The following is a 14163-nucleotide window of genomic DNA, read 5'->3' as shown; positions in this document are numbered from 1 at the left end:
AGCAGGAATAAAAGTCTTGTCGACATGTTCGCGTGCAAGCAAAAGCTTGCCATATATAGCCATATCCGCCGCACTTGCCGGGACGCTGACAAGCTGCGTCGTCGGCCCGGATTACCGGACACCCGACCTTGCAATGCCGTCTCATTGGGGCAGTAAAGCCAGAACGAAGCCTTCGAAGGCGCCGGAATTGTCTCAATGGTGGAAGCAGCTCAAGGATCCGACACTTGATGCGCTGATCGACGAGGCAATGGCCAACAACCTGGATGTGGCGACGGCCAAGGCAAAAATCCGTGAAGCGCGCGCCACCTACCGCGAGCAGAAAGGCGCATTGCTGCCGAGCCTCCAGGGAACTGGTTCGGGGACGCGAACACGCACGTCGGCCGCATCAAGCGGCACCACCGACGCGATCTTCTCCACGCTTTATAACGGCGGTTTCGACGCCAGTTGGGAGCTCGATCTCTTCGGCGGCAACAAGCGCGCCGCCGAGGCAGCAAAATATAGTGTCGATGCTGCCGACGAGCAGCTACGCGACACCATGCTCACATTGATCGGCGATGTCGCGTCCTACTATGTTCAGGCGCGCGAATACCAGGCGCTACGCGATCTTGCCAAGTGCACCGCCGTATCCCAACGCAAGAGCGCAGCCCTAACGCGTACGGAGTATCTGGCAGGTAGCGCCACCGGCGTCGACTCGGCCAAGGCCGATGCTCTCGCCAGCAGCACCGAGTCGGATATTCCGACCTATGAAATCTCCTATGCGGAAGCGGTCCATCGCCTGAGTGTGCTGCTGGGCAAACCGCCGGCCACGCTTGAGGACACGCTCAGGACGGGCGGCCCCATTCCGAGCCCCAGGATGAATATCTCGACCGGTATTCCGGCCGATATCCTGACGTCTCGGCCGGACGTCCGTCTCGCAGAGCGGCAACTTGCACAATACACGGCGAAGATCGGTCAGGCTGAAGCCAATCGCTATCCGTCCATTTCGCTAACGGGCGACATTTCTTCGTCGGCCGCCAATATCGGCGATCTGGCGAAGAGGTCCTCCATCGGATGGACGTTCGGCCCGTCACTGACAGTGCCGATCTTCCAGGGCGGCCAGCTGAAGGCCGCCGTCGAAGTCGCTAAGGCGGAGCGGGATCAATATTTCATCGCCTTTCAGTCGGCCGTGCTTTCGGCCATGGAAGATGTCGAGAACGCAGTCGTGTCACTCACTCAGGAGCGGCTGAAATATGCCAAGCTCGTTTCTTCCAGCAGCTCCTATCGCCGTGCGTCGGATCTCTCGCGCACGCTGAACCAGGCGGGCGTTACGGATTTCCTCGATGTGCTCGATGCGGAACGTTCGCTCTATAGCGCCGAGGAGGCCGTCATTCAAAGCAAGGCTTCGATCGCCACCGATTATATCTCGCTCAACAAGGCGTTCGGCGGAGGCTGGGACGGGCAGGTCGATGTTTCCAAACCTGCGGTGGTCGATACCAATACCGGCCCGCACCTGACGATGGCCAAGTAGTCCCATGCTGAACATCTTAGATCGCGAAGCGCCAGCGACCATCAATCCGAAGCGCGCCGAAAATCTAGCACCGACAAAGTCTCCGTCACGCCGGCGCATCAAGCCGGCACGTCCAGCGCTCGCAGGCGTGCTCGGACTTGCGATCATGGGCGGCGTCCTCTTCTGGCATGGCTACTTCGACCGGCAGACATCATCCGCCATCACCGCGCCGGTGACGCGCGGCAATGTCGAGGAGGCGGTCCTCGCCTCCGGCACATTCAAGCCGACCAAACTGGTTGCCGTCGGTGCACAGGTCTCCGGGCGGATTACCGCGCTTCACGTCAAGCTCGGCGATACGGTGAAGAAGGATGCGCTGGTTGCCGAAATCGACTCGACCACGCAAAGCAACGACCTGAAGACCGCGCAGGCCTCCCTCGCAAACGTCAAGGCACAGCGTCAGGAAAGCGAGGCCGATTTTGCGAACGCACAGCTCACGCTCGTCCGCCAGCAGACGGTATTCCGCAGTCAGGCAGGCTCCAAGGCCGACCTTGATAGCGCGGAAGCGAGCGTCAAGAAGATCACCGCCCAGATCGCGGCTCTCGACGCGCAGATCACCTCGGCCGAAGTTGCGGTCGAAACGGCGCGCGCCAATCTTTCCTATACGCGCATCACGGCGCCGATGGACGGCACCGTGCTTGCCATCGTCAACCAGCAGGGCCAGACGGTCAATGCGGCGCAATCGGCGCCGACCATCATCATTCTGGGGCAGCTCGATACGATGATCGTTCGCACTGAAATATCGGAAGCCGATGTCATCAAGGTCAAGGCCGGGCAGCCTCTCTATTTCACCATTATGGGTGATCCCGGCACGCGCCATGACGCCACGCTGCAATCGATCGAACCGGCACCGGAATCGATCACCAGTGACAGCAGCGTCACCTCCTCGACCACCACTTCGTCTTCCAGCAGCAGCACGACATCGTCGTCGTCATCCTCGGCAATCTACTACAACGGCGTCTTCGCCGTGCCCAACCGCGAGAATTATTTCCGAACCTACATGTCGGCCGAAGTTCACGTCGTCCTCGGCGAGGCTAAGAATGTGCTCACCATCCCCTCCTCCGCATTGGGCGTCAGGTCGGCGGACGGTTCCTATGTCGTTCAGACGCTGGGCGACGATGGTAAGCGAAACCAGCGCAAGGTCACCGTCGGCCTCAACAACAATGTCTCCGCCGAGATCCGGTCCGGCCTATCGGAGGGTGAGAATGTCGTTATCGGCGAGGTGAGCGCCAGGACGACGCCGAGCAGCAGCAACAATGGCGGCCCGCCGCCGCCCATGGGATTCTAAGTCGTGCCCTCCCCCATCATCGAATTGCGGCGCGTGCGGCGCGAATACCAGTCTGGTGATCGCACTATCGCGGTGTTACAGGATGTCGATCTGGCGATAACCGAAGGCGAGATGGTTGCCATCGTCGGGCCTTCCGGCTCCGGAAAATCGACCCTGATGAACATCATCGGCCTGCTCGATCGCCCCACCGACGGCACCTACGCGATCGCTGGCGTGCATACGCATAGCCTCGACAGCGACGCCCTGTCCCGGCTGCGGCGAGAACATTTCGGTTTCATCTTCCAGCGCTACCATCTGCTTTCGGAATTGACGGCAATCGGCAACATTGAGGTACCGGCGATCTATGCCGGGCGGCCGGGCGAGACGAGACGTGAACGTGCTATCGCGCTGCTTGAACGTCTCGGCATGCGCGAGCGCGGCAACCATCGGCCGGGTCAGCTTTCCGGTGGCCAGCAGCAGCGCGTCTCAATTGCGCGCGCCTTAATGAATAATGGCAATGTCATTCTTGCCGACGAGCCGACCGGTGCGCTCGACCGGCAGAGCGGTGAAGAGGTGCTCCGCATTCTCGGCGAACTGCATGCCGAGGGGCGTACGGTCGTCATCGTCACTCACGACATGAATGTCGCTTCGCGCGCTGACCGCATCATCGAAATTTCCGACGGCCGCATAGTCGCCGACCGACGGACGCGAAACGACACGGCGGAACCCCAAGCCTCCCTTGCCGAGACCCACGCCGACAAGCCGGGCTGGGGTGAAATGACGGGTCGGCTACTCGAAGCGTTCCGGATGGCGATGCTTGCCCTGCAAGCACATCGGCTGCGTACCTTCCTGACCATGCTTGGAATTATTATCGGCATTGCTTCGGTCGTCAGCGTCATAGCGCTCGGCGAGGGATCGCAGCGAAAGGTCCTGGCAAATATCAACAGCCTCGGCACGAACACGCTGGAGATCTTTCCCGGCAAGAGCTTCGGCGATACCCGGTCCGGACGTATAAAGACTTTGGTGGTTGCCGATGCCGATGCACTGGCAAAGCTCACCTATGTCGCCGCCGTAACACCGACCGTTTCTACCAGCAATACAGTGCGCTTCGGTGCGACGGAGGCAAATGCTTTGATCAACGGCGTCGGCGACGCTTATTTTTCGGTGAAAGGATCGAAACTGGTCGCGGGCCGGCTGTTTGATTCCGACGGAGTCCGAGGAATGACGCAGGATGCGGTAATCGATCAGAATACAGCGACGTCGCTGTTTGCGGACAAAAGCCTCAGCCCGATCGGGCAGACGATCTTCGTTGGCAAGGTCCCCGTGCGCGTCATCGGTGTTATCGCCGCGCAGCAGGGAGGCTTCGGCTCCAGCGACAATCTTTCGGTCTACCTTCCTTATACCGGCGTACAAACTCGCTTCCTCGGCGACATGTCGTTGCGCAGCGTCACCGTACGCGTTGCTGATGACGCCGATAGCGCGACGGCCGAGGCGGCTGTGACGCAATTTCTGGAACGTCGACATGGCACCAGGGATTTCTTCATCCTCAACACCGACGATATCCGTCAGACGATCACGAGCACCATTCGGACGATGACTCTGCTTATCTCGTCCATCGCCGTCATCTCGCTGCTGGTCGGCGGTATCGGCGTCATGAACATCATGCTCGTCTCGGTATCCGAACGCGTTGCCGAAATCGGCGTGCGCATGGCAGTCGGCGCAAGACGCCAGGACATCCTGCAGCAATTTCTCATTGAAGCCGTGCTGGTTTGTCTGCTCGGCGGCGCTTTCGGCATTGCAACGGCACTTGGCTTCGGTGCCGCGTTCAATTATTTCGGATCCAATTTTACTTTGGTCTATTCAGCGGGTTCAATCATCCTCGCCTTCACCTGCTCCTGCGCCATCGGCCTTACGTTCGGCTACCTGCCGGCGCGCAACGCTTCCCTGCTCGATCCCGTGACGGCACTCTCAAGAGACTGATTGTCCTGGATAAAATTTCGGTGGCGTTGCCGGAAAGAAATCCGGCTTCGCCATTCGTGTTGGGGGCGTCATGGCGAAGCCGGGTATGCGGGGCGATCAAAGCCTGCTCGAGCAAAGCTGATGATCGGCAACAATTTTACATTAGTTGGCGCTCAGAACATTTCGGAATGTTGCTGAAACAGGGCATTTTGGCGAATTTTGGTGTCTCGGCTTTTCTATCGGGAAAAAATTATTTGGTAAGTTCTATGAGCTTACTGCAAATACTGTCGTTCATAGAATTTTCGAAATTCCTACGCAAGTAAATCCTGTTTTGAGGCAAAGTCGGGTCCTTACCCAACCGCTAGCCTGGAGCGTGGCCGAATTTGCATACCTCTGATCCGTTCGGTCTTTTCTGCTTGATCAGCCTGCGGCCTTCGCTTCGGCGCTCTTGAATGACACGACTTGCTCCAGCCCCCGCGGCTGGCGGTTTCGCACGGTGATTTCGCCTTCGAATCGGGTGACGATTTCGTGCGCGATAGCCATGCCGAGGCCAGCGCCGGGGAAGGATCTTTGCCTTGCGATATCGATTCGGAAAAAGGGTTCGAACACCTGATCCAATCGATCCTCGGGGATGCCGGGACCGGTATCGATAATCCTCACGACGGCCCGGTTGCCAAGATGCGTGACCGTCACCGTCGCCGACTGGCCATGTGTTGCGGCATTGATGAGCAGGTTGCGCAACGCGCGTGTAATCGCCAGCGGCCCCGCGCAGATTGTCGCCTCCTCCAAATCGCCGCTCTTGACGATCATGTCGATCGCCTTAAGTTCTGTGACGATACCTTCGACGACTCTGTCGAGCCGGACCTGCTCCAGGCTGTCCTGGGAAATCTCTTCGCGAACGAGGCCGATGGCGCTATCGGCGATCCTGTCCAGCTCCTCCAGATCGGCAAGCCATTTGCGCCGCTCTTCCTCGTCTCGGATGAACTCGGCACGCAACCGCATTCGGGTCATCGGCGTTCGCAGATCATGTCCAGCGGCGGCGACAAGCCGCATCCGGCTTTCCGTGGCAGCCTTCACTCTCGCCGAGAGGCTGTTGAGCGCTTGCGCAGTGGCACGAATTTCGCCCGGGCCGCTCACGGGTATGTGCGGCAGCGTGCCGTCGGGATTGACTGCCACCACCGCCTGTTCCAACAGACGCAGCGGCTTCATGATCTTGGAAGCGGCAAAGATGGAAACGAGCACGCTGCCGATGATGATGAGGCCGAGCCAGCCCACAAGAATCTTCCAGCCGTCCGGAGGCGGGCCATGCGGCGCCATCGGCATGACCAGCCAGTTGCCGTCGGAGAGCTTCAATGACGCGATCAACGCGCCCGTCGACCGGTGCGATATGATTGCCTCCCGCATGCCGGAAATGCGAAGCAGCGCCTCGGCGAGAAGGTGAGAGAGCTCTTCGTCAGTCGGGTCGCCGGCTGGCATGGGAGCAATGATCAGCCCTGCCGATTCCGCCATGGCGCGATCCTTCTCCGCGAAGGTCGCGAGAACGGCAAGCTGCCGGGCCGTCCCATCGATCATCATGTCTGGTCGCGGCCCTTGCATGACAAGGCTTGCCACGAAAGATGACGAAATGACGACCAGGACGATGGCTGTCAGCAGGAGTAGTGCCAGGCGCGCGCCAAGTGACCTCATGAATCGCCTTTGATGGCCGTCACCGGGACGACGAGCTGATAGCCGCCGTTGCGGATCGTTCTGAAAATGGGATCTTCCGTCGTTTCCCCGAGCTTGCGACGCAGCCGGCTCATCAGGACATCGATCGAGCGATCGGCAGGGTCGCGATCACGTCCCTGCGTCAAGTCGAGCAGCTGATCGCGCGACAGCAGCCGGCCGGCGCGCTCGAGAAACGCCTTGAGAAGATCGAATTCCGCACCCGTCAGCGCAATGACCTCGCCGTTATCCCGGCTCACCCGACGAAGTTGCGGATCAAGCACCATATCCGCGAACTGATAGCGCCTTTGCTCGGGCTCCGCCGACGAATCCTCGTTCATGCGGCGCAATACGGCGCGGATGCGCGCAGCCAGCTCACGCGGATTGAACGGTTTGCCGAGATAATCATCGGCACCGATCTCAAGACCGAGGATACGATCTATGTCCTCCTTCAGGGCGGTCAGCAGGATGACGGGAACCCTTGGACGGCGGTTTCGCAAATCACGGCAGAGATCGAGGCCGGATCCATCGGGAAGCATGACATCCAGCACGAGCAGGTCAGGCCGGCGGCGGTTCATCGCGTCGTTGCATCCGCGAAGGTCGCTCGCCGCCGCCACACGGAACCCCTGCTCCCCGAGATACCGGCTCAGGAGCGAACGTATCTCATGGTCATCATCGACGATCAGAATATCTGGCGTAGAGTTCGCGTTCATGGGCTTAATTCCGTTTTCTCAAACCTTATACAAACTATCAATTCCCTGAAAAGAAGGGCTTTGCGGCGCCAATACGGAATTTTCCGCACAGGAAACGTTGGTTTACAAAATTCTTGGAGGTGGAAATATTGAGCAACAAAATAACGTTCGCGGCAGCGACTGGAATGCCGGTTCGCCAATTCCGAACATTTGTCCCGCGTCTTTGCCACAGCCGTGGGTACGTCTCCCGAAGTGTGGCGAAGATCGATTACACATTGAGTAGTTGCCCGGCATCATCGTTCCGGCAATTTTGGTGATCCATTCTATCGCACAATGATTTAACCGGCCCTGATGGCACTCCTCGTACGCTGGGTTAAGGCGAGTTGTTGCCAATGCGGCGCCGTTGCATGCGCAAACGGTAATTGGTCTCTCTCTCGCCCCGCGCTCGCCTACCCACTGTAGTGACCTGTTTTGTCCCGATTTTCGCTATTACTCGGTATCCGTGAATAAACGGGCAGCAGCCTCAGGTGAAACTGCTTCACGGAGCAAGCCCAGACTAGTAGAGTGTAAAATAGACTGCACTTGGTCAGCGGAGGACGTCGTAATGAACGAGCTGATGCAATCGCCGGGGGATCAGAAGTACGAGGCAAAAAAAACATTGCCACCACCGACCGGTTCGTCTCGCGCTGCCGTCCTCATCGTCACCGTGACCGTAGCGGCAATCGTCGGCTTATCGCTATGGTACCTCGTTCAGCCTCAGCCCTTGCTGGTGCAGGGAGAAGCGAATGCCACGCGCATCGACATCGCTGCCCGTGTCGAAGGTCGCATTGGTGAGCGACCGGTGGATCGCGGTCAGAACGTTGCCGCCGGCCAAGTGCTGGTGAAGATCGACAATCCTCAAATCATCAGCAAGCTGAAACAGGCTGAAGCGGCGAAAGCAGTCGCCATAGCCGAGCTCGCCCGTATAGACGCCGGCATCCGCCAGGAAGTCGTCGCGCAGCGCAAGGCGGCAATCGCCGCGGCGGAGGCCAATCTGGTACTCGCCCAGCAGACTTACAACCGTACGAACGAACTGACCACCAAAGGCGTCGCCTCCATGCAGACGTTGAATGAGGCAACGGCGTCGCTCGATGTGGCAAGACGCGGCCTCGAACAAGCCAAGCTTGCCTATGACGAGGCTGTTGCGGGCTATACCAAGGAAGAACGTGGCGTCGCCCAAGCCGAAGTGGGCAAGGCCGCAGCGGCGGTTGCCACCCTTAATACTCAGGTCAACGAGATGACGGTGACGGCGCCCGTCGGATCGCAGGTCTACCAGGTGGGCGGCGAAATCGGCGAATTCGTATCGCCCGGGGTGCCCCTTCTCTCGTTGGTGGACCTCAGCGATGTCTGGCTAAGCTTCGATCTGCGCGAAGATCTCGTGAAGGGCCTGAAGGTGGGCGACAAGCTTGATGTCCGCATCCCCGCCCTCGGCGATCGGCTGGTGTCGGTCGAGATCAGGACCATCGCGACCCGCGGCGAGTATTCCGGCTGGCGTGCGACGCGTGCGACCGGCGATTTCGACCTCCGCACCTTCGAAGTGCGGGCCTATCCGACCGATAAAATCCCAGAACTTCGTCCCGGCATGAGTGCCTATCTGCAATGGAGCAGTGTACGCTGATGTCTCAGCACGCAACCCCGGGTCTGCTTGCAGTTGTCTCGCGCGAGGTGACGTGGATCCGACGCGACCGGGTGGCGCTGCTGCTTGTGCTCGCCGTTCCCCTGATCGCCTTTTCCATCCTGACCACAACGTTCAGCAATGCGGTGGTCCGAAATCTCAGCGTCGATGTGGTCGACATGGACCATTCCGACACGTCGCTGCGCTTCATCCAATCCATCGATGCTGCGCCGTCCGTCGCGGTGGCGCACCGGTCCTCCGATCTTGACGGCGCCATGCACTCGATCCGCTCGGGTGCCGCGATCGCGGCAGTCTATATTCCGGAGAACTTCGAACGCGATATTTACGCGGCTAAACGCCCGCAGATCGTGATCTTCTATAACAAGCAGTATTTCTCGCCGGGCAATATCGCATCGGGCGGATTGCAGGCGTCGATCGCGGCGGCCGCAGCAGCACTGCCGAAACAAGCGGGCGGAGGCGGATACCGTCCTGGGCCACTCATCACCGAGCAATATGTGCTGACCAATCCGGCGCTCAACTATGTGCAGTTTTTGCTGCGCGCCATCCTGCCGACGGTGCTGCATGTATTGACGGCGATCGCGGGCGGCTATGCCGTCGGTTCCGAATTCGGATCGCGCAGCGTGCAGGCGTGGCTGGATGCTGCGGGCGGCAATCCCCTCACCGCGCTGGTCGGCAAGCTCGCACCCTATTTTGGGATCTTTGTCCTAATGATGGTCGTGGGACTCGGCATCATCCACGGCCTCAATCAGATCCCCTTTCGTGGCGATGTCGTCCTGATGGGCGCCTCTGCCCTTCTCCTCGTCATCGCTTATCTGTCGCTCGGGGCGCTGCTCCAGTTGCTCGTCAGAAACCTCCCGCTCGGCCTGTCGTTGACCGGCATCATCTGCTCACCCGCATTCGGCTTTGCCGGCGTTGGCTTCCCGGTTCTTGCGATGGGCGGTTTTGCGCGGGTCTGGGGCGATATGCTGCCGCTTCGCTGGTATATCCAGATCCTGTTCGATCAGGCCGCCCGCGGCGTGCCCGCCTACGATTCCGTGCGTCCGTTCATGGCGCTTGCCGCCCTCGCTACCGTCTATTTCGCGCTGTCCTGGCTGCGGCTGAACGTCATTGCGCGCGCTCCCGTCCGTCATCCGGAGGCGGCCGCGACACAGCCCATCGCGCGTCCCGGCGTCGTAGGAGCGTTCGCGGCCGAATATAAGCGCGTCCTTGGCGATAGCGCCGTCTTCGGCCTTATCGTGCTGGCGCCGATCATCTACGGCGTATTCTATCCCCAGCCCTATCTCGGACAACTGGTCCGCAAAATCCCCGTGGCAGTCGTCGACGACGACACGACGAACCTAAGCCGATCTCTCATCCAAATGATCGACGCCGACGAGGCGACGCAAGTGGCGGCTCGTCCGAATACGCTGGAGGCCGCTCAGGCCGCACTCGCCCGGCGCGAAGTGTTCGGCATCGTCGGGATCCCGGAGGGCACGGAGCGGGAGGTTTTGAAAGGCGCGGGAGCCCGGCTGCCAATCTATGTCGATTCCGCCTACTTCCTGCTCTACAATCGCACACTACAGGGTATAACGGAGGCAGCGGCGACCGTGTCGGCGGACGTCGCGGCCGGCAGCGCGAGGGACGATGGGAGCCTGTTTCGGGCCGCTCTCGTCAGGAACTCGCCGGTCGAAATCCTCAATCAACCGCTGTTCAACCCCACTGGCGGCTATGCCAGCTACGTCGTGCCGGCTGCCTTCGTCCTGATCCTGCAGCAGACCTTGCTGATGGGCTCGGCCACGCTCGGCGGCGTTGCCTTCGAACAGGGAGGAAGAGCGTCCCGGCACGCTCGCGGCCGACCCGCGGCAGTGTTCGGTCAGGCGCTCGCGCATCTCCTGCTCGTGCTGCCCGGTTTCGCGCTCTACCTTATTATACTGCCGCGCATTTACGGGTTTTCGACAAACGGGGGGCTTCTGGACATGCTGGCGCTCGCCGTCCCCTTCATCCTTGCGGTGAGCTTCCTAGGGCAATTCGTCGGATCGTGGTTCACTCGACGTGAGACGGCGGTGCTGCTCTTCATCGCCATCAGCCTGCCGTTGTTTTTCCAGGTGGGCGTGGCCTGGCCGCTCGAGGCAATCCCACGGTCGATCCGCATCGCGAGCCAAGTGCTGCCAAGCACTTCCGCGATCGACGGCCTGGTGCGCGTCAACCAGATGGGCGCGTCGCTGACAGACGTGCGCAGCAATTGGCTGGCTCTCTGGGCGCTGGCGATCGTTTACGCGACGTTCGCCATGGCCTCTGCGTGGTGGGCAACGAGGCACGAAGGAGGCAAGAATGAAAGCTAGGATGTTTCGTCGACCCGTCTTCCGCACGCCTCTGCTGATGGCATCGCTTGTCGTGGCGGCGCTTGGCAGCGGGGCGGCCACCTTCTCCGGCGACTCTGGCGCAACCGACAATGCAGCGCCCGGCATGGTCCAGCGTACCGAGATCCGCATCGCGCCTGAGGTCGGCGGCCGCCTGCTCAGCGTTGCCGTCCTGCCGGGTCAGCATATCAAGCGAGGCGACTTGCTGGCGACGGTGGATAGCCCGGAACTGGCCGCGGCGCTGGGAGAAGCCAAGGCAGCCGCCGCCAGCGCCAAGGCGAACCGCGACCACATCTATGCCGGCGTTCGCTCGGAAGAAGTGGCCATCGCCGAGCAATCGGTGAAGACAGCCGAGGCAAACCTCCTGCTTGCTCAACAACAGAACACGCGCGCAGCCGCGCTTGTTGCGAAGGGCTCCGGCAGCCGCCAGGTACTCGATGAGACCGCGGCGGAACTTCAAAAGGCGCAGGCTGATCTCGACCTCAAACGCGCCCAATTGACCGCCGCACGCGCCGGCCCGACGAAGGAGGAGCTCGCGCTTGCCGACGCCCGGGTGGCGGCGGCTCAGGCAGCGGTCAATGAGGCACAGATTGCCTTCGAGAAGACGCAGCTGACGGCGCCGGCCGATGCCACCGTTGTCATTCAGGTCGCCGAACTTGGAGAAGCTCTGTCCCCCGGCGCACCCGTGATGACGATCGAGCCGGCGGGCCAAAGATGGTTTGCCTTCACGTTACGCGAAGATGCCTTGAAGGATCTGACAATCGGCAAAACCGTCGCCCTGAAGACGAGCAACGGCACCATCGAAGCCCGCGTCACCGAACTCCGGCCGCTTGGCGAATTTGCCACCTGGCGGGCAGCCCGAGCGGTCGGGGATCACGATCTCAACAGTTTCTGGCTACGGCTCGATCCCACCGGTGGCGACAGTGGCCTGGAGCCCGGCATGACTGTCCGGCTCCCGCGGTAAACCGCCTTGCTAGGCCGAACGATCGTGATCAAATTCTCCGCCCGGTTGTTCAGGCCTTTGTGCGAACGATGCTCGACGCCGGGCATGATGTCGCGCTTTGCTGCGCCGTAGGATCGCAATTTGTCGGTGATCATGACGCGGGGCGAGTGCTCCTGTCCTTTCATAAACTTTCGCATCAGACGTTTGGCGGCCTTGGTATTACGGCAGCTCCGCACCAGCACGTCGAGAACAAAACCGTCCTGATCGACGGCGCGCCAAAGCCAGTGTTTCTTGCCGCCAATAGAGATGGCGACCTCATCGAGGTACCATTTGTCGCCGAGCCTGCCGGCGGATCGCCTCCGGATATCATTGGCGAAATGCCGACCGAATTTCTCCGCCCACAGACACATGGTCTGGTGCGAAACGAGGATCCCACGCGCCGCCAGCAGGACCTCGACCATGCGCTGACCGAGCGGAAAACGAAGATAGAGCCACACGGCATGCGCAATCACTTCAGCTGGAAATCGATGGCGGCGGTAAAGGCGATCATGAGCGAATTGAGTCATGTCGAAGGATCGCACAGGCCAATCGCCGACAGATTAACTTTACGGTGCCCAACCATCTCGTCAAGCCGATCCACGACAAGGCCATGCTGGTCCTGTTGCTGACGAAGGAGGAGACCGACATCTGGATGTAGGCGCCTTGGGACGAACGAGGCAAAGGCGCTTGCCCGACCGCTTCCGAACGATGCTCTGATAATTTCGTCGCGGGAACCGTACGGATCATCGATCGTCTCGAACGCAGGGGCCTGATAGAGCAAGGAAGCTTCATCTAGTCAGGATTGAACATGCATTGAGACCCAACCGTCCCCAGTATACGAAGAGGCGGATCTGCCCCAGAGACGAAACGGAACACATGCTGCGAGCGATTGTCGCAGCGGTAATTCAGTGACAATTCCACCGATCTGCGAGAGGAGTTCCTCCCTCATTTTTCCAAAGGCGTTGAATGCCGCCATTATTGACGCTATATAGCGTCTATATTAATGGCACTCTGAAGATGGAGGCGGATCATGGGCATCGCCCAATATGCAGACGATGGGCTGTTCGCACCACGCAAGATCGCGGATGCATTTCGCACGACCAGCGAAGAGATCGCGCGCACCGCCGGGCTTGGAAAAGACGCGATCCAACGTAAGGATCGTATTCGCTCCGACAGAACGCAGCGACGCCTGCGCGAGCTGATTGAGATCGTCAATAAGGTCGAACCGCGCTTCGGCTCGGCGCTGATGGCCTACGCCTGGTATCGCTCCGAGCCGCTGTCTGGCTTCTCCGGTCAGACGGCGATGCAACTGGTCCGCAACGGTCGCGCCGACGAGGTGCTCGACTATATCGACGCGGTCGACGCCGGCATTCACGCATAACCCCCCGCCGATGCAGTATCAGGGAAAGCTCTACCGGGCGCTCAACCCGATCTACGCCCGCGAGCCTTTGTCGGGACGCGGCGCGGAACTCTATGGCGGTCGCTTCAACCCGAAAGGCGTGCCGGCCCTCTATACGTCGCTGACAATCATGACGGCGCTCAAGGAAGCCAATCAGGTCGGAAATCTGCAACCGACGACTCTGGTTTCCTATGATGCCGATATCGAATATGTGTTCGACTGCCGAGACGACGCGGCCCTTCGGGCGCAGGGCATGGATGCGAAGGCACTCGCCGATCCAACCTGGCGTGACCAGATGAAGGTTTCGGGTGAGGCGAAAACACAAGCCTTCGCGCGCCAGCTTGCTGCCGACGGCTGTTGCGGGCTGCTCGTGAAGAGCTTCGCACCTGCTGCAACGAACGACGAGTTCAATCTCGTCCTCTGGGCGTGGGGCAGCACACCACCTAGCCGCCTGATCCTGATCGACGACGAACACCGACTGTCACAATAATCTGCGCAACACACCATCTATCTCGCCGCGGAAAAACCCGCCGCAGATGACCACGCGACCAGCCGGTCTATTCCTGGCTATTGAAACGGGGAGAAGACCCTCTCGAACTGCAGCCG

At 60.4% G+C, this 14163-nt stretch carries 10 protein-coding genes and 2 pseudogenes; 9 read left to right on the top strand and 3 right to left on the bottom strand.

Annotated features, from left to right (window positions below; genetic code table 11):
* Positions 1-46 precede the first annotated feature (46 nt).
* The 3 genes from AC13QE_RS18335 to AC13QE_RS18325 are packed head-to-tail and all read left to right on the top strand — an operon-like array spanning position 47 to position 4790.
* A complete protein-coding gene (locus tag AC13QE_RS18335; protein ID WP_488484751.1) occupies positions 47-1507 on the top strand; it encodes an efflux transporter outer membrane subunit in 1461 nt (486 codons plus the stop codon).
* A 4-nt stretch (positions 1508-1511) separates the two neighbouring features.
* Positions 1512-2831: an efflux RND transporter periplasmic adaptor subunit gene (locus AC13QE_RS18330; RefSeq protein ID WP_488484750.1), complete on the top strand. Its 1320-nt coding sequence runs from the start codon at positions 1512-1514 to the stop codon at positions 2829-2831.
* Between the two features lie 3 nt (positions 2832-2834).
* Positions 2835-4790 (top strand): MacB family efflux pump subunit, encoded by a 1956-nt coding sequence (locus tag AC13QE_RS18325; RefSeq protein ID WP_488484749.1) that lies wholly within the window; start codon positions 2835-2837, stop codon positions 4788-4790.
* A gap of 399 nt (positions 4791-5189) precedes the next feature.
* On the opposite strand, the gene AC13QE_RS18320 is transcribed toward AC13QE_RS18325, so the two are convergent.
* Entirely contained in the window at positions 5190-6455 is a 1266-nt protein-coding gene (locus AC13QE_RS18320; RefSeq protein WP_488484748.1) for an ATP-binding protein, read from the bottom strand.
* Positions 6452-7183: a response regulator gene (locus tag AC13QE_RS18315; RefSeq protein ID WP_488484747.1), complete on the bottom strand. Its 732-nt coding sequence runs from the start codon at positions 7181-7183 to the stop codon at positions 6452-6454. Before AC13QE_RS18315 ends, AC13QE_RS18320 begins: the two co-directional genes overlap by 4 nt.
* Positions 7184-7766: 583 nt before the next feature.
* Between AC13QE_RS18315 and AC13QE_RS18310 the strand changes: the two genes are divergently transcribed.
* From AC13QE_RS18310 to AC13QE_RS18300, 3 genes are read left to right on the top strand one after another with little or no spacing between them, the layout of a single operon-like run.
* The gene (locus tag AC13QE_RS18310) at positions 7767-8819 is read left to right on the top strand and encodes an HlyD family secretion protein (RefSeq protein ID WP_488484746.1); all 1053 of its coding nucleotides are present in this window, start codon (positions 7767-7769) and stop codon (positions 8817-8819) included.
* Positions 8819-11158 (top strand): ABC transporter permease, encoded by a 2340-nt coding sequence (locus AC13QE_RS18305; protein ID WP_488484745.1) that lies wholly within the window; start codon positions 8819-8821, stop codon positions 11156-11158. Before AC13QE_RS18310 ends, AC13QE_RS18305 begins: the two co-directional genes overlap by 1 nt.
* Positions 11148-12140, top strand: coding sequence for an RND family efflux transporter (locus AC13QE_RS18300; protein WP_132721234.1), 993 nt, complete (start codon positions 11148-11150; stop codon positions 12138-12140). The genes AC13QE_RS18305 and AC13QE_RS18300 overlap by 11 nt, the downstream gene beginning before the upstream one ends.
* On the opposite strand, the pseudogene AC13QE_RS18295 reads toward AC13QE_RS18300, so the two are convergent.
* Positions 12134-12685: pseudogene (locus tag AC13QE_RS18295) on the bottom strand (IS6 family transposase); the annotation flags it as partial. The gene AC13QE_RS18300 and the pseudogene AC13QE_RS18295 overlap by 7 nt on opposite strands.
* A 41-nt stretch (positions 12686-12726) precedes the next feature.
* Here AC13QE_RS18295 and AC13QE_RS18290 point away from each other — a divergent pair.
* From AC13QE_RS18290 to AC13QE_RS18280, 3 genes and pseudogenes are all read left to right on the top strand, one after another.
* Positions 12727-12954 (top strand): annotated as a pseudogene (locus AC13QE_RS18290) (SOS response-associated peptidase); the annotation flags it as partial.
* Positions 12955-13188: 234 nt separating this feature from the next.
* Positions 13189-13539: an antitoxin Xre/MbcA/ParS toxin-binding domain-containing protein gene (locus AC13QE_RS18285; protein WP_488484744.1), complete on the top strand. Its 351-nt coding sequence runs from the start codon at positions 13189-13191 to the stop codon at positions 13537-13539.
* Positions 13540-13549: 10 nt separating this feature from the next.
* Positions 13550-14047: an RES family NAD+ phosphorylase gene (locus AC13QE_RS18280; RefSeq protein ID WP_488484743.1), complete on the top strand. Its 498-nt coding sequence runs from the start codon at positions 13550-13552 to the stop codon at positions 14045-14047.
* Positions 14048-14163 lie beyond the last annotated feature (116 nt).

The sequence above is a fragment of the Martinezella sp. CNPSo 3957 genome, assembly GCF_057784395.1.
This window is presented reverse-complemented; position numbering and strand designations above follow the sequence as displayed.